The organism is Frankia sp. BMG5.23 (genome assembly GCF_000685765.2).
Taxonomy (GTDB): Bacteria; Actinomycetota; Actinomycetes; order Frankiales; family Frankiaceae; genus Frankia; species Frankia casuarinae.
In genome coordinates this window covers 52,683-68,279 of record NZ_JDWE01000015.1, presented here as the reverse complement: position 1 = coordinate 68,279, position 15,597 = coordinate 52,683, and the positions used below count along the sequence as shown (strand labels likewise).

11 protein-coding genes are annotated in these 15,597 nt (G+C 70.7%); 3 read left to right on the top strand and 8 right to left on the bottom strand.

From position 1 onward, the window contains the following. Window positions 1-46 precede the first annotated feature (46 nt). From BMG523DRAFT_RS09560 to BMG523DRAFT_RS09530, 7 genes are all read right to left on the bottom strand, one after another. Window positions 47-910: a metallophosphoesterase gene (locus tag BMG523DRAFT_RS09560; protein ID WP_011437223.1), complete on the bottom strand. Its 864-nt coding sequence runs from the start codon at window positions 908-910 to the stop codon at window positions 47-49. Window positions 911-1,014: 104 nt separating this feature from the next. Beyond that, window positions 1,015-1,866, bottom strand: coding sequence for a tyrosine-protein phosphatase (locus BMG523DRAFT_RS09555; RefSeq protein ID WP_011437222.1), 852 nt, complete (start codon window positions 1,864-1,866; stop codon window positions 1,015-1,017). Window positions 1,867-1,871: 5 nt separating this feature from the next. Then, window positions 1,872-3,251, bottom strand: coding sequence for an ABC transporter substrate-binding protein (locus tag BMG523DRAFT_RS09550; RefSeq protein ID WP_011437221.1), 1,380 nt, complete (start codon window positions 3,249-3,251; stop codon window positions 1,872-1,874). Window positions 3,252-3,372: 121 nt separating this feature from the next. Next, the gene (locus tag BMG523DRAFT_RS09545) at window positions 3,373-4,620 is read right to left on the bottom strand and encodes an ABC transporter ATP-binding protein (RefSeq protein ID WP_011437220.1); all 1,248 of its coding nucleotides are present in this window, start codon (window positions 4,618-4,620) and stop codon (window positions 3,373-3,375) included. Between the two features lie 206 nt (window positions 4,621-4,826). Then, window positions 4,827-5,774 carry a MurR/RpiR family transcriptional regulator gene (locus BMG523DRAFT_RS09540; RefSeq protein ID WP_108913751.1) on the bottom strand — a complete coding sequence of 316 codons (948 nt, stop codon included), beginning with the start codon at window positions 5,772-5,774 and terminating at the stop codon, window positions 4,827-4,829. Between the two features lie 96 nt (window positions 5,775-5,870). Next, the gene (locus BMG523DRAFT_RS09535; RefSeq protein WP_083494783.1) at window positions 5,871-7,115 is read right to left on the bottom strand and encodes a homoserine O-acetyltransferase; all 1,245 of its coding nucleotides are present in this window, start codon (window positions 7,113-7,115) and stop codon (window positions 5,871-5,873) included. Continuing rightward, entirely contained in the window at window positions 7,087-8,379 is a 1,293-nt protein-coding gene (locus BMG523DRAFT_RS09530; RefSeq protein WP_011437217.1) for a bifunctional o-acetylhomoserine/o-acetylserine sulfhydrylase, read from the bottom strand. The genes BMG523DRAFT_RS09535 and BMG523DRAFT_RS09530 overlap by 29 nt, the downstream gene beginning before the upstream one ends. A gap of 857 nt (window positions 8,380-9,236) precedes the next feature. Between BMG523DRAFT_RS09530 and BMG523DRAFT_RS09525 the strand changes: the two genes are divergently transcribed. Both BMG523DRAFT_RS09525 and BMG523DRAFT_RS27000 read left to right on the top strand, forming a co-directional pair. Further along, the gene (locus tag BMG523DRAFT_RS09525; protein WP_043590915.1) at window positions 9,237-10,706 is read left to right on the top strand and encodes an HNH endonuclease signature motif containing protein; all 1,470 of its coding nucleotides are present in this window, start codon (window positions 9,237-9,239) and stop codon (window positions 10,704-10,706) included. A gap of 315 nt (window positions 10,707-11,021) precedes the next feature. Beyond that, window positions 11,022-11,156: a hypothetical protein gene (locus tag BMG523DRAFT_RS27000; protein ID WP_023840763.1), complete on the top strand. Its 135-nt coding sequence runs from the start codon at window positions 11,022-11,024 to the stop codon at window positions 11,154-11,156. A 36-nt stretch (window positions 11,157-11,192) separates the two neighbouring features. Here BMG523DRAFT_RS27000 and BMG523DRAFT_RS09520 read toward each other — a convergent pair whose 3' ends face one another. Then, window positions 11,193-12,569 (bottom strand): ABC transporter substrate-binding protein, encoded by a 1,377-nt coding sequence (locus BMG523DRAFT_RS09520; RefSeq protein ID WP_011437214.1) that lies wholly within the window; start codon window positions 12,567-12,569, stop codon window positions 11,193-11,195. Window positions 12,570-12,991: 422 nt separating this feature from the next. Here BMG523DRAFT_RS09520 and BMG523DRAFT_RS09515 point away from each other — a divergent pair. Further along, window positions 12,992-15,597: nitrate- and nitrite sensing domain-containing protein (locus tag BMG523DRAFT_RS09515; RefSeq protein WP_235463029.1), on the top strand; the 2,606-nt coding region annotated here is incomplete at its 3' end.

The window sequence follows — 15,597 nt, the reverse complement described above, 5'->3', positions numbered from 1 at the left end:
GCGTGGGAAGGGCCGACGCACCGGACGGGGTCAGTGCCGGACGGGGTCAGTGATAATCCGCCGCGAGCTGGACGACCTCGTCGAGGGTCATGTCGTAGACCACTTCGGAGGTGGCGATCGGTACCGCGGTGGCGACGGCCCCCTCGGGGTAGACGTCGATCCGGGTGTACTCGCCCCCCACCAGGCCGGTTATCCGGTCGGCCGGGCCGAGGGTGCGTATCCGGTAGGCGGTGGCACCCGCCACCCAGACCGGAACGCCGCTGAGCACGCCCGCGGACGCGTGGTGGGCGTGACCGGCCAGCACGATCTTCACGTCGCTGCCGGCGAGCACGTCGGCGAGGTTCTGCGGCTCGGCGAGCAGGAGCGAGTTCACCATCGCGAGCGGGGACGGCACGGGTGGGTGATGCAGGGCGAGGATGGTCCCGTCAGGGGCCGCGGTGGCCAGCTCGTCGGCGAGCCAGCGCAGCTGGGCGGTGCTCAGAAAGCCGCTGTGCTCGCCCGGTTCGGTGGTGTCGAGCATGATGATCCGCAGGTCACCGACCCAGTGCACGTAGTCGTGAGCCTCCGCCGTGGGTTCCGCGCCGAGCAGTCCCTCCCGGAACGGGCCACGCGAGTCGTGGTTGCCGACGCCGTAGAGCACGGGCGTGCCCAGGCGCGCCGCCGCCGGTTCGACCAGGTCACGCAACCGCTGGTAGGCCAGCAGATCACCGCGGTCGGCGAGGTCGCCGGTGAGCAGCAGGGCGCCGATCTTCAGCGTGGACGCCTCGATCTGGTCGAGCACGGTGCGCAGCGCGGCGTACGTGTCGACCTTGCCGTGCATCAGCTCACCCTCGCGGACGATGTGGGTGTCACTGATCTGGATCAGGATGTGGGTGGGCGTGTGCGCGGTCGGGTCCAGGAGTATTGGCATGGACATCCTTCCGGAGCGGGGTTCAGGGCGGGCGGGGTGGCGCATGGGGTGAGCCGCAGGCCCGAGGGGTGGGGACTTCGGGCCTGCGGCTCACCGGCTGGGGTTCAGCCCGCGGTCGGCGGACCGCAGTCCGGCCCGGCGTCGGAGGCCTCCGCCGGCACGAGCAGGGCCTCGACGAGGCGGTCCAGCGCGTGCGCCGTCGCCCCGTGCGCGAGCAGGTAGGTGCGGGTGTCCCCGTGCCGGGCGTGGATACGGTCCAGTGCGTGCAGGATGAGGTCGGGCGGGCTCGCCATCAGCGAGGCCGGCAGCTCCTCGCCGTCGGTGGACATCAGGGCGGAGATGCGCTGGACGGCCGCCGCGGCCTCGTCCCGCAGGAAGTACGAGGTCAGCGCGAAGTCCTGCGCGATCACCTCGGCTGGCACCCCGGCGAGGTCCAGCGCCAGAGCGATGACCAGACCGGTGCGGTCCTTGCCTGCGCTGCAGTGCACGATCGCGGGCAGTGCCCCCGGTGTGGCGAGCGCGAGCATGGCCGCGGTGAGGCGGTCCCCTCGATGATCGACGACGTGGTCGTAGAGGCTGCGCAGATCGCCGGCCGTCTGGTGCCGGTCGACCGGCAGGGTGTAGACGGGCACCCGCCGATGCGTCGCGGCGAGCCGGCCGAGCTGGTCCGGATCGTGCGCCACCTCGGTGTCCTCGCGCAGGTCGATGACCGTGCGCAGCCCGATCTGCGCGAGGATGGCCTGCCCACGGCCGTCGAGCCCGCGTAGCGTGCCCGAGCGCAGCAGCGTGCGCCAGCGCAGGGAGCGTCCGTGCACAGTCGGGTAGCCGCCGACGTCGCGCAGGTTGATCGTGCCCGGCAGCGACAGGACGCGCCGCGCCTGCGGCGCCCCGCCGTCGCCCGGGGCGCTCCCGGTGCTCGCTGCGGTGGCCGTGCTCCCGGTGCTTACGACGGGCACGGCGGTCACTTCCGGGGCAGGAAGCTGGTGGCCTGCTTCTGTGCGGCGGCCAGGGTGGATGCGGGATCCTTGCCGGTGAAGACGGCGCTTTCGACCGCGGTCATCATCGTGTCCGAGATCTGGAGGTAGTTGTCACCCGGGAAGGACTCCCACGGCTCGATCCGGGCGAGCTGGTCGAGGTTCGGCTTGATGAGCGGGTTCGCCTTCGCCCAGGCCTGCAGGCTCTTCGGGTCGTCGATCAGGCCGGTCCGCAGCGGCAGGTAGCCGATCTTCGAGGAGATCTCGGTGTAGGCGTGGTCGCCGGTGAGAAACTTGATCAGTTCCCAGGCGGCGCGCTGCTTGGCCGGGTCCTTACTGAAGATCGCCAGTGCCGCTCCCGAGTTGGTGGGGATGACCGGCTTCGAGCCGAACGAGGGTTCCTGGGTGGCGTCGAGCTGCCAGTTGTTCGCCTTGGCGCCGGCCATGAACATCCCTTGCAGGGAGCTGCTTTCGAGCAGCATCCCGGCCTGACCGCTGCTGAACGCCTTGACCTGCTGCTTCTGGTCAAGGTTCGGCATCACGCCGCTGTGTACCAGGTCGGCGGCCATCGATACCGCCTCGACGCCCGGCGGATCGGCGAAGGACAGCTTGGTACCGTCGGTGGAGATCACTCGGCCGCCGGCCGAACGTACCAGGCTCTGGAAACACCAGTCCCCGACCTTCGTCAGACAGTCGATGAGGACCCCGTCCTTGCCGGTCTTCGCCTTGATGGCAAGCGCCGCGGTCTTTACCTCCGCCCAGGTCTTCGGCGGCTTGGCCGGGTCGAGGCCGGCCTGGGTGAACAGGGTCTTGTTCAGCCAGAGAACCGGGGTGGAGAAGACGTACGGGACGGCGTAGGTCTTGCCGTCAACGTCGCCGAGGGTGCGGGCTTTCGGGGCGAACGGGTGTTCGCCGCCGAAGTTCGCCTGAACGGCCTCCCGCCCGACCAACGTGTCGAGCGGCTGGGCGCCGAGGCTGCCGGCGGCGAAGCGCAGCGCGTTGAAGGTGATCTGGGCGACGTCCGGGGGGCTGCCTGCCAGCACCTGGTTCTTGATGCTGGTGACGTAGTCGCCGCTGTTCGCGCTACCGGCCAGGTTCTGCGGCGGCTGGCCCTTGACGGTGATGTTGGGATGCGCGGCCTGGAAGTCGCGCAGCAGCCCCTCGATCACCGGCTTCCACGTCCCGACGTTCGCGAGGTTGTAACTTTCGAAGACGATCGAGACCTTCTGGTCCGGGGAGAGTTCGGGGATCGTGCTGGCGTTCGCGGCCGTACTCGTGGGTGTGGACGAGGACGTCGCACACGCGGAGGCGAGCGCCGCAAGCAACGCGAGGCCAGCCGCGGCACGCAGCAGGCGTGGTCGAGCCACGGGGATGCTCCTTGGGATCAACGGGACGTTGGGATCAACGGGATCAACGGGATCAACGGGATCGACGGGATGGCGGACGGACCGGATCGCGATGATCTGGTCCGGTTGGTCTGGTCGCAGCTCAGACCGCGGCGGGCGCGGGCGAAGCGGGGGATGGGGATGCGGCGAGCGCGCCGGGCACGGGGATGGTCAGGGATTCCCGGGGATCCGGTGGCCGCCAGGCGAGACGACGTCCGCTCGCCCGAGCGAACAGGTGCACCCGTGAGACGTCGACAGTGAGTCGGGCCCGGTCACCGGCGGCCAGTCCGATCGGGCGGGGGCCACGCAGCGCGACGGCCTGACCGTGGACGTCGCACCAGGCCACCTCCTCGCTGCCGAGGTTCTCGACCGTGGTCACGACACCTTCGATCTGCGCGGTCGACCCGGGTGATGCCGTCAAGCCGGGTGATGCCGTCGATGCCTCGGCCGGGTGGGGCGGCTCGGCCGGGCGGGGCGACTCGGCCGAGCCGGGCAACAGCGTCAGGTTCTCGGGTCGCAGACCGACGATGACGTCGCGGGGTTCGTCGAAGCCCGGCCACAGCGGGATGCGCAGCCCGTCCGCGCGGACCGCCAGCAGGTCGCCGTCGGCCTCCACCCGGGCCTCGATCAGGTTCATCGGCGGTGCGCCGAGGAAGCCGGCGACGAACACCGAGGCCGGCGTGTCGTAGACCTCGGTCGGGCTGCCCACCTGTTCCACGCGGCCGCCGTTGAGCAGGACCACGCGGGTTGCCATCGACATGGCCTCCACCTGGTCGTGGGTGACGTAGATGAAGGTCCGGCCCAGCCGGCGGTGCAGTCCGGCGAGCTCGGTGCGGGTCGCGGTGCGCAGTTTCGCGTCGAGGTTCGAGAGGGGTTCGTCCATGAGGAACGCCTGGGGGTCACGGACCAGCGCACGGCCGAGCGCCACCCGTTGGCGCTGCCCGCCGGACAGCTCACGGGGGCGCCGGTGGAGCAGCCCGCCGAGTTCGAGCTGGTCGGCGACCTCGCGGACGCGCCGGGCGATCTCCGCCTTGGGGCGGCGCGCGGCCCGCAGCGGAAACCCGATGTTGCGTTCGACCGTCAGGTGCGGGTACAGCGCGTAGCTCTGGAAGACCATGGCGAGGTCGCGTCGTCGGGCGGGGACATGGGTGATGTCGCGATCGCCGAGCATGATGCGTCCCTCGCTCGGCTCCAGCAGGCCGGCGATCATGCGCAGCAGCGTGGTCTTCCCGCAGCCGCTCGGTCCCAGCAGAACGAGGAAGTCGCCGTCCGCCACGTCGAGGGAGACGTCGTCCACCGCACGGACGTTTCCGAAGCGCCTCGTGAGGCCCTCGATCCGGATTTCTGCCACCCAGCACCCCGTGTACGTCTGCTCCAGGAGCGCGCCTGCCTCCCGGTTCCTCGTTACAGAGGCAGTCTCGGGTACCGAGATGAATGGTCCATGACGGTCGGGAAACGGGGGACAGTCACTTACCGCAACGAATCTCCGGCCAAGCGCCTTGCCGGTGGGACGCTTTCGTAGCTGTCCGCGCGTCCCCTGACCCGACCGGTCATCGGTCAGAACTCGTAGGGATCGGCGGCCCCGAGGCCGGGATCCGCCGCGGGCCGCCGCGGGCCGTCCTCCGCCCGCACGGAGTGGCCCTGGACGTCCCGCATGATGGTTCCGGCCAGCAGCGGGTTGTCCGTGCGGCGCAGGCCGACCGCGAGTTGCAGGGCGTTGAGCAGCAGCAGGGAGGCCAGCCGGCTTGCGATCATGTCCGAGCTGATGGGCCAGTCGGGCGCCCCCACCACGAGGCTGATGTCGGCGATCTCGGCCAGGGGACCGGCCGTGTAGCTGGTGATGCCGATGACGGCGGCGCCCGCGGTCCGGGCCGCCTCCGCGGCCCGCAGACTCGGCTCGTTCGCTCCGCTGCTCGTGATAACCAGGCAGACGTCCGAGGGCGCGAGCAGGCGGGCGGTGAGTTCCTGGGCGATCGAGTCGCCCGGCGCCTCGGCCGGCCGGCCCATACCCAGGAAGCGCAACGCCGCGTCCTGGGCGACCGGAGCCGATCCGCCGTTGCCGATGACGAGCAGCCGGTCGGCCCGGTCCAGCAGGTCCACGGCGGGCGCGAGACGGGACCGGTCCAGCGGGCCGAGCGCGTCGGCGAGCACCGCGGTCGCCGCGCCGAAGACGGTGTCCACCAGGCGCTCGACCGGGTCGGCGGCGTCCGTTCGGCCGATCTCACCGCGCAGCGCCGCGGCCCCGCTCTCCCGGGCGAGCTCGACGCGGAAATGCTGGAATCCGCGGAAGCCGAGATGTTGGCAGGCGCGCACCACCGTGGCCGTCGATGTTCCCGCGGCCTCCGCGAGCTGCGCAGCGGACCATTCGACCACGTCCCCCGGACGGGCCAGACACACTTCGGCCACCCGCTGCTCGCTCGGGAGCAGGCCTGGCAGGGCCGCGCGGATGGTGGCGAACAGCCCGCCTGGGCGGGCACCCGGCGGACCGGCGGAGGGGGTCACCATGCAGCGGTTCATACACGCTCAAGGTGACGGGCCGGGGTGCCGTGCCGTCAACGTGCCGCGCCGTGCGGATAAACCGTGCGGATAATCAGTTCCGGGTCAGGCCGTCCGGAGGGCGTCGTGGACGATTGCGGCGACCTGCTCGGTCTCGATCAGAAACCCGTCGTGCCCGCGCCGCGAGTGGACGACGCGCAACGGCGCGCCGACGCGCTCGGCGATGTACTCCTGCAGATGGAGGGGATAGAGCCGGTCGGAGTCGACCCCCGCGACGGTGAACGGCACCGGGCAGGACCGTAGCGCCGACGCGCGCCCCCCGCGCCCCCGGCCGACGTCCTGGGTCATCATCGCCCGGGTCAGTGCGACGTAAGTGCCGGCGTCGAACCGAGCGGCCAGCTTGCCGGCATGGTGGTCGAGGTAGGAGGCGACCTCGAACAACCCGTCGGGCCGGGTCCGATCTGCGAACCGCTCCTCCAGTTCGGCCTCGCTGCGATAGCTGATCTGGGCCACCCGCCGGGCCAGACCCATGCCGGCGTCCGGGCCGCGTCCGTCGGGCCGGCCGTGGTAGTCGCCGCCGTTCCAGGCCGGGTCGTCGGTGATCGCACGAAGCTGCACCGCGGACAACCCGATCTGCTCCGCCGTCGCAGCCGCGCCGCAGGCCAGGACCACGGCGTGGTCGACCCGGTCGGGATGGCCGACAGCCCACTCCAGGGCCCGCATGCCCCCCATCGAGCCGCCGACCACCGCGGCCCAGCGCCGGATGCCGAGCGCGTCGGCGACGGCGACCTCCACCGTGACCTGATCGGAGATCGTGATCTCGGGCCATCGGCCGCCCCAGGGTCGGCCGTCCGGCGCGGGACTGGCTGGCCCGGTCGTGCCCTGACAGCCGCCCAGCACATTCGGACAGACCACGAAGATGCGATCGGTATCGAGGGCCCGCCCAGGCCCGATCAGGCCATCCCACCAGCCTGGGGTGGGATGGCCCGGCCCGGGCGGGCCGACGGCGTGACTGTCCCCGGTGAGCGCGTGCAGGACCAGCACCGCGTTGGTGGCCGCGGCGTCGAGGCGGCCCCACGTCTCGTAGGCCACCGTCACGCCGGGCAGGATGCCGCCGCGTTCCAGCCGCAGCGGTCCCGGCAGGTCGACGAACCGACGTCGTCCCACCGGGTCGATCCCGGCGCGCCATGCCCCGGAGGCGGGCGGTGGCGTCGGTGGTACCGGTTGGACCGTCGGTGGTACCGGTTCGACCGTCGGCGGTACCGGTTGGACCGTCGGCGGTACCGGTTCGACCGAAAGGGCCGCACCGGTGCCACGCGACTCAGCTCTTGGCCGCACGGAACCCGGCATCGAGGTCGGCCAGGATGTCGTCGATCCCCTCGATGCCGACCGACAGGCGGACGAGATCCGGGGTGACCCCGGTCGCGGTCTGCTCGGCCTCGGTGAGCTGGGAGTGCGTCGTCGTCGCGGGATGGATAATCAGTGAGCGGACGTCGCCGACGTTCGCCAGATGGCTGAACAGCTCGACCCCCTCGACGAACTTCTTCCCGGCCTCGGCGCCACCGACGATGCCGAAGGACAGGATCGCGCCGGCGCCGCGGGGGAGCACCTTCTGCGCCCGGGAGTACCACCGCGACGATGGCAGGCCCGGGTAGGCCACCCAGCTCACCTCGTCGCGCGCATCGAGCCACTCGGCGACCCGCCGGGCGTTCGCGGTGTGCCGCTCGATCCGCAGCGACAGCGTCTCCAGACCCTGGAGCAGCAGGAACGAGTTGAACGGGGAGATCGCCGGGCCGAGGTCGCGCAGTAGCTGCACTCGTGCCTTGGCGATGTACGAGCCGTGACCGAGCGCGTCCCAGTAGACTAGACCGTGGTAGCTCGGGTCGGGAGTGGTGAAGTTCGCGAACCGGCCGGAGGCGCCGAAGTCGAACCGGCCGCCGTCGACGATGACGCCGCCGATCGCGGTGCCGTGGCCGCCGATGAACTTCGTCGCCGAGTGGACGACGATGTCCGCGCCGTGCTCCAGCGGCCGGTACAGATAGGGCGTCGCGAGGGTGTTGTCAACGATGAGCGGGATCCCGTGCGCGTGGGCGACCTCGGAGATCCCGACGGTGTCGAGGACGTCGCCGCGGGGGTTGCCGATCGTTTCCCCGTAGAACGCCTTCGTGGTGGGCCGTACCGCCGCCCGCCACTCCTCGAGATCATCGGGATCGCCGACGAAGGAGACCTCGATGCCCAGCTTCGGCAGGGTGTAGTGGAACAGGTTGTACGTCCCGCCGTACAGGCTGGCCGAGGAGACCACGTGGTCGCCGGCCTCGGCCAGGTTCAGGATCGCCAGCGTCTCCGCGGCCTGCCCCGACGCCGCCGCGAGCGCCCCGATCCCACCTTCGAGGGCGGCGATGCGCTGCTCGAAGACGTCCTGAGTGGGGTTCATGATCCGGGTGTAGATGTTTCCGGGCTCACCGAGGGCGAACAGAGCGGCGGCGTGGTCGGTGTCGCGGAAGACGTAGCTGGTGGTCTGGTAGATCGGCACGGCTCGGGCGCCGGTCGCCGGGTCCGGCTGGGCTCCCGCGTGGATCTGCTGGGTCTCGAACGACCAGCTCTCGGTGCTCATAGGGTGATTCTCCCCGGGTCGAAGTCGGTGTTCGGTGTCAGTGGTGTCGGCGGTGTTGGTGGTGTTGGCGGTGTTGGCGGTGTTGGCGGTGTCGGCGGTGGGGTGCCGGCGGTGTCGGCGGTGTACTGGGCGCCGGCGTGTCGGCGGTGTACTGGGCGCCGGCGTGTCGGCGGTGTACTGGGCGCCGGCGTGTCGGCGGTGTACTGGGCGCCGGCCGTGGGGCGCTGGCCGGGCACCGATGCCTCTGCGACTAATCCGCGATGGCTGTCCTCGTCCGCGGTTCCTCACGGTTGCTCGCGCGGTGCGGCGGTGGACGGTCCGGCTGCCGAACCGGGCCGCTTCCCCGGGGCCCGGTCGGAATGCCTAAGATCGTGTGGTACGGAAAAGGTCAGGAGCCTGGACACAGCCCGTCGAAGGCGGCCGTGCGGGATGGGTGACCATTCGGTGTACCGATGTTCGGGCATCCCCCCGAACATCGCAGAGCGGCGCGCAACCGTCCCGGATATCCGGCATACGACCTCACGGCTTCGACGCTAGCAGCGTGTCGGGTCGTTGTCCGCGGCGGGTGCAGATTTTCCACCGGAGAAGTGAACAATCGCAGGCGCGGGATGGGCTCTGGACCGTGCTCGAGGCCGTGCCCCGGGCTGCCGGGGGAGTCGAGGGCGGCCCGGGCGGGGTGCGGGGACGGTCCCGGCCGGCAGGCCGCCGGCCATACACGTGAAGCCGAGGGCGACCGGGATCTTCGCGCAGGGCGCGCACCAGCACGCCGGTCCTCATTTCCGCTACGACCACAGCACCTAGTTACGGCAATCGAACATGAGTTCGACATCGGGGGTTGTGTGATCTACGCTTGATCCATGACCATCACTGCCGGCCCGGCCCTCGGGCAGCATTTGGTGCCGTCGGGTTTGGCGGTAGTGGCCGAGCAGGTCGGCGGCCTGTTGGATGCGCCGGTGTGGTCGTTGTCGGATGCCGAGTTGTACGGCGCCCTGGACGACTGTTCGGTGGAGCTGGCCCGCCTGGCCGCGGTACGGCTCGCGCTGGTGCGAGAGGCCCACGGCCGGAACCTGGCCGTGCGGGAGGGGGCTACCAGCACCGCGGCGCTGCTGCGGGAACGGCTGCGGATCCGGCCGGGGGACGCCCATCGCCTGGTCGATCTGGCCCTGGCCCTGGCCGTGGACGGACCGCTGAGTGCCACCGGTGCGGCCCTGGCCGCCGGCGCGATCACGGTCGAGCAGGCGGTTGAGGTCCGCACGACGATCCGTTCTCTCCCCCGCGGCCTGGACGCGCAGGTGTACACCGCGGCGGAGGCATCCCTGCTGGAGCTGGCCCGGATGTTCGACCCCCGCGAACTGGCCCGTCTTGGCCGGCACCTGCGGGAACAACTCACCCGCATCGACACCAGCCCCGGCGGCGACGGCCCCGCCAACACCGGCAGCCAGAACGGCGACCGTGAGGGCGCCGACTCCGGCACGTCTCCCGGCCCCGCAGGGGGCCCGGCCGGCAACGACAACCAGGATTCGGGCAACGACAACCAGGATTCGGGCAACGGCAACCAGGATTCGGGCGACGCCCCCGCGGATCGGCGCGGCCTGTGGATCACCGATCTGCCCGGGGGTAGCACCCGTATCACCGGCGAACTCGACGCCGAAGCCGCCGCGCTCCTACGCAGCGCACTTGACCCGCTGGCCAAACCCCGCCCCGCCGACGACGGCACCCTCGACCCCCGCACACCTGCACAGCGCCGCGCCGACGCCCTCGTCGACCTCCTTCACCGCACCCTCGCCACCGCAGCCCTGCCCGTCACCGGCGGCGTGCGCCCCCACCTCACCGTCACCGTCTCCTGGACGGCACTACTCGGCCAGGGAGGTACGCCCGCCACCACCAGTTGGGGTCAACCCCTGCCGGCCAGTGTCCTGCGCCGGCTGGCCTGTGACGCCACGGTCACCCGCGTCGTCTTCGATGCGGCGAGCGTCCCCCTCGACGTCGGACGGGCCCACCGCACCGCACCCGCGGACCTACGCCGCGCCGTCATCGCCCGAGACGTCTGCTGTTCATTCCCGGGGTGTGATCGGCCGCCGTCATGGTGCGAAGTTCACCACGTTCGTCATTGGATAGACGGTGGAAGAACCTCACTTGACAATCTGGTACTACTGTGTGGATATCATCACAGGCTTATCCACCATCACGGCTGGATCGTCCGAATCGGCCACGATCGCCGGCCCGAATTCATCCCTCCGCCCTGGGTCGACTCCGACCAGATACCCCGACGCAACCCCTACAGCCGACATACCTCCGATCTCCTCCGTGCGGCAACAGTTGCATAGACCGGCTCATAGCTGAAGGAAGGTCCGAATTTGAAGGACCAGCTCAAAAACCTCCAGAATATCCTCGCTCGCGCTGCCGTGAACGGCGCTACACGACGAGCCTGTCGTCCGACCTCCCGGAGTGGCTCGCGTGGCGCCGTCGCCAGCACCACCTGGCCGCCAGGTGCGCGCCGCCAGGTATGCGCCGCCGGCGGCTCCAGGGCTCGCGTACAGGAGTCTCCGGGAGAGGGTCGCCCAGACCGCCACCATGGTCAGCAGTCCGGTGACGGCTTCGCCCAGCGGCCACGGCGCCGCGGCCACGGCGCCGAGCCCGGTGTGGCAGGCGGTGTGCTCGCCGTCCTCGAACTCGACGGACGCGCGGCCCGGTTCCGGCTGGAGAAGACCGAGCCGGACGGCACCCCCGGCGGCCTCGATCCGGTGCTGGTGGCGGATCTCGCGCCGGCGAGGTGATCCGTGGACGGGTCAGGGGGAGAACGATCCGGGTACCTACTCGTTCCGTGTCCGTGTCCTGGTCCTGGTCCCCGGCGTCGACTGTGACGCCGACGTCGCCCTCGATGATGGGTGTCCGACAGTCGTCACGGCCGTCCCCGGCGCGGGCCACTTGACTGTCGTCGTGGCCAGGTCGCGGGGGTAGACGGTTCTGAATGTCGTACCGGTGGTCTGTTCGATCGCTGTTGCGGAAAGTGTGTTCTGGTGGGTTCCGTCGAAATGGACGCCGTTCCACGGCATGATGGTCGAACTCGCGGGTAGATTCAGGGCGGTCAACGCGGAGCGGACCAGCTCACGATCCGTACTGCCCGCGTCATCGATTGCCTGCGCGATCGTGGTCATGGCGGTGAAGGCCTCGGCCGCATTCTCGGTCATCGGCGCCCCGAAATCGTGCAGATAGCGGTCGATTACTCTCGCGGCCAGCGGATTGGCCCGGGCGATGGGCATCGACCAGGCGACCTGGCGGCTGACCCGATCGGCGAACTCGGGAACCGCGGCGAGTCGGGCGGCCTCCGCCGGGTCGCCGTACACGACAACCGCGGGCGGTATGTATCCACCATCCCGGAAAGTGTTTCCCAGAATTGCGCCCTGACCGGGAGAAATATTCGTCAGTACAATGTCGGGTGCAGTGGCTTGCAGGGCGCCGACAGCGGCGGCCAGATCGCCCGTACCCGGCTGGCCCGTACCCGGCTGGTAGGCCACGCTCGCCACGATCGGGTAACCGGTCTCCTCGGCGAACTCCGCCACGGTCGCCTGCATATCGAGGCCGGTGGCGTCGTTGGTGTAGAGCAGGGCGACGCGTCGGCGTTCCTGGCCCGGCTGCTCGGCGTCACGCAGCAGGGACAGGAAGGCGCCGCCGTAGTCGGCCGCGTCGGGTCCGATCCGGAAGAACCAGCTCAGCCCACGTTCGGTCAGCGCCGTCAGCGACGGGCCCCCGCTGACGAACGGGATCCGCAGGCGTTCGGCCCGCTGGCTGGCTTCCAGGGTGGCGTCGGGGGTGAACGCGCCGACGATGCCCACGACGCCGTGGTCGGTCGCCAAGCGTGACGTGGCGTCCGCGGTCTGGCGCGGATCGCTACTTGTATCCAATGTCACAACAGAAAGATGGGCCCGGCCGGCTGGCCCCCAGAGGTCTCTGGTCCCGTCGCTCGCCCAGCTTTCGCCGGCGTTGATGAGACGGCTGGCGAGCTCTGCTCCGCGTTGTGCGTCACGCCCCGTCTCGGTATCGCCATGGGTCATGGGGGCGAGCAGTCCGATCTTGACCTCGCCGGAAACTCGGGCCGGCTCGGCTTTGCCACCGCTACCACAGGCGGCCAGCACGACCGCGGAGAGAAGCGCAAGGCCCGCGACCGTGCTTCGAAACCCGTGGATCATCGTGCTCCCGCATGCCCGGCTCGGTGAGGAGTGAAAGCTGGCAGTGGCCAGCGGCGACACTAGTTGTTTGTCGGACAACAACCGCAGCCGGGCTGTCCAGCAGCGCGGGTGATTGACGGGGCCAATCGTCAGGCGAGCCTACTGGCGACCCCACCGGCGGCGACATCGGGCGCCCACATAGTCTTTGCCGGCCAAGGCATAGTCTTTGCCGGCCAGGGCCGGGACTGGCCTGGCGGGACAGTTCCAGAGGGCGATCCGAGAGGGCGAGAGGTACGGATCTCGTGGTCCAGCCGGGAAGAAGGCGGGTCGCGGCGGATGACCCGCCGGGCTCCTCTGCCGAGAGCCGGCATTGTGGCGCGGGCACACCCGGGGACCGGGAGCAGCCATCCCCGGTGCGGCGTCGGCGGCACTCGGCGGGGGCCGTGACCGTGACCGTGACCGGGGCCGTGACCGGGGCCGCGGCCCCCGCCCCCGCCGTGGCTACGACCGGGGCGGGGGAGTTCCGATCGCGTCCGTGGCGGCGGCTGCGCCTGCACGACCTCCCCGTGCGCGGGAAGCTCTTCGCGGCCTTGGCGGTGCCCATGGCGGCCTTCTTGGCGGTAGCGATTCTCGCCGGCGTGACCTGGCTGTCCGACGCGGCCAGCTACGGTCACGGGGTGACCTCGGCGAGGCTCGGCCGGGATGTGACCGCGGCGGTGCACGAGATGCAGCTCGAGCGGGACCTCGCCGCGGGCTTCATCATGAGCGGGCGTGGCGCCGCCCCGACCAGCAGGGCGCTGGCCGACCGGCTGAACACCGAGCAGCGTGTCGTGGACAAGGTGCTAACCCGTTTCCAGGCCTCGCTGGGGTCCTCCTCCGGCCGTCTCGGCCGAGGGGCCTCCCCGCTGTCCGTGCGGGTGCGGCAGAGCATCGCCGCACTGCCCGCGCTGCGTCAGGCCGTCCGGGGCGGGAAGCTGCCCATCGGCGCGATCCTGAGCGAGTACTCGACCACGATCAGCCGCCTGCTCGCCTTCGACCGCCGGATCGGGCAGGACCGGGACGACGACGAGCTCCGCTACGCCACCACGGTCCTCAATGACCTGTCGACCATCAAGGAGATCAACTCCCAGATCCGCGGTCAGCTCTACGCCGCGGCCCTCACCGGCCGGTTCGAGTTCGGCGCCGCCGAACGGATGTCCGGTCTCCTCGCCGAGGAGCAGACGGCCCAGGACGCGTTCCGCGCCGCAGCCCGACCCAGCGACCGGACCCGCTATGATCAGATCGTCAACGGTCAGGCGGTGCTGACGGTCAAGCGCACCTCCGACCGTGCCATCCAGCGTCAGCGGCTGCCCGACCTCGGCATCGATCCCGACCAGTGGTTCGCGGCCAGCACCACCCACATCGAGCTGCTGCGCACCGTCGAGACCGGACTGCTCGACGACGTCATCGGGTCCGCGAGCGACCTGCGCTCCACCGCCTGGGAGCGAACCGCCATCCTCGGCGCGCTGATCATCATTATCATGGCCGGTGCGATCGTGTGGACGCTGGCGATCGCGCGCACGATGACCGGCCCCCTGCGCAGACTGCGGACGGGCGCCCTCGACGTCGCCCACGAGCGCCTTCCCCGCCTGATCGAGCAGCTGCAAACCGCGTACCCGGACCAGGTCGACACGACGATCCGGTCCATCGCCGTCGACTCCCGCGACGAGATCGGCGAGGTCGCGCGCACCTTCGACGAGCTGCAGCACGAGGCGGTGCGGCTGGCCACCGAACAGGCCGGCCTGCGGCGCAACGTCAACACCCTGTTCCTGAGCCTGTCCCGGCGCAGCCAGAGCCTCATCGAACGGCAGATCGCGCTCATCGACCGGCTGGAGGCCAGCGAGGAGAACCCCCTCCAGCTGGAGAACCTGTTCAAGCTCGACCACCTGGCGACCCGGATGCGCCGCAACAGCGAGAACCTGCTCGTGCTCGCGGGGGCCGGCCCGGGCCGGCGCCGGGCGGGTCCGGTACCGCTGGGTGACGTGCTGCAGGCCGCGATCGGCGAGATCGAGCAGTACGAACGGATCCAGATCATCGAGGTGCCGGAGGTGCAGGTTGCGGCCGACTCCGTCAACCACGTCGTCCACCTCGTCGCCGAGCTGTTGGAGAACGCCGCCCAGTTCTCCCCGCCATACCTCGCGGTCGACCTCGCGGCGTCCCGCCTTGACGACGGCGGATTGCTCATCATCATCGACGACGCCGGCCTCGGGATGTCGGAGAAGGAGCTGACCGCAGCCAACCAGCGGCTGGCCGAGCCTCCGGTGTTCGACTTCTCGATCGCCCAACGCCTCGGCCTGTTCGTCGTGGCCCGCCTGGCCGCGCGGCACGACATCGAGGTGCGGCTGGCACGCTCGGATACCGGCGGGGTTCGCGCGCTCGTCCATCTGCCCGCCGTGCTGCTCGTCGCGGGCAGCGCGTCTCGTGGCAGCGCGTCTCGTGGCAGCGCGTCTCGTGGCAGCGCGTCTCATGGCAGCGCGTCTCATGGCAACGGCCTGGCGGCTCCCGGCCTGGCGGGGCCCGGTGCGACGGGCCTGAACGGTTACGGGCCTGCGGGGCCTGCTGGGCCTGCGGGGTCGCTCGGCGGTCCCGATACGCCGCCGGCCGCTCTCGGCTCCTACACCTCCTACACACCGACCGAGGAGTGGTTCCGGCCGCGCGGTGTCGATCTCGACGTCGTTGACGAGCTCGCCGACGACGCCGACCTGCCCACCGCGGCCGAGGCGGGTGGCGGGTCGCGTCCGGGCGCCGCCACGGGATCGGATGGCGGGGCCGCCCTGCCTCCGATAGAGGAGGCGGTGGCCGCGCTCCGTCGTCGGCGCGAGCGTGGGGCGGACAGAAGGATGCGCGCCGCCGCGGTGCGGTCGCCCGAGCCCTCCGAGCCCTCCGAGGTCCCCGAGGTCCCCGAGGTCCCCGAGGAGAAGTTCAACTGGTTCACGCGAGATCCGGCACCGTCGCGTTCCGCGGAGCGCATCCCACCCGCGTCCCTTGAGCCACCCGCGTCCCTTGAGCC

What these genes read in the sequence shown, in the direction of transcription:
- BMG523DRAFT_RS09520 (WP_011437214.1), bottom strand. Translation starts at nt 12,569, where the DNA reads ATGATCCACGGGTTTCGAAGCACGGTCGCGGGCCTTGCGCTTCTCTCC.
- BMG523DRAFT_RS09540 (WP_108913751.1), bottom strand. Translation starts at nt 5,774, where the DNA reads ATGGTGACCCCCTCCGCCGGTCCGCCGGGTGCCCGCCCAGGCGGGCTG.
- BMG523DRAFT_RS09560 (WP_011437223.1), bottom strand. Translation starts at nt 910, where the DNA reads ATGCCAATACTCCTGGACCCGACCGCGCACACGCCCACCCACATCCTG.
- BMG523DRAFT_RS09530 (WP_011437217.1), bottom strand. Translation starts at nt 8,379, where the DNA reads ATGAGCACCGAGAGCTGGTCGTTCGAGACCCAGCAGATCCACGCGGGA.
- BMG523DRAFT_RS09535 (WP_083494783.1), bottom strand. Translation starts at nt 7,115, where the DNA reads ATGCCGGGTTCCGTGCGGCCAAGAGCTGAGTCGCGTGGCACCGGTGCG.
- BMG523DRAFT_RS09525 (WP_043590915.1), top strand. Translation starts at nt 9,237, where the DNA reads ATGACCATCACTGCCGGCCCGGCCCTCGGGCAGCATTTGGTGCCGTCG.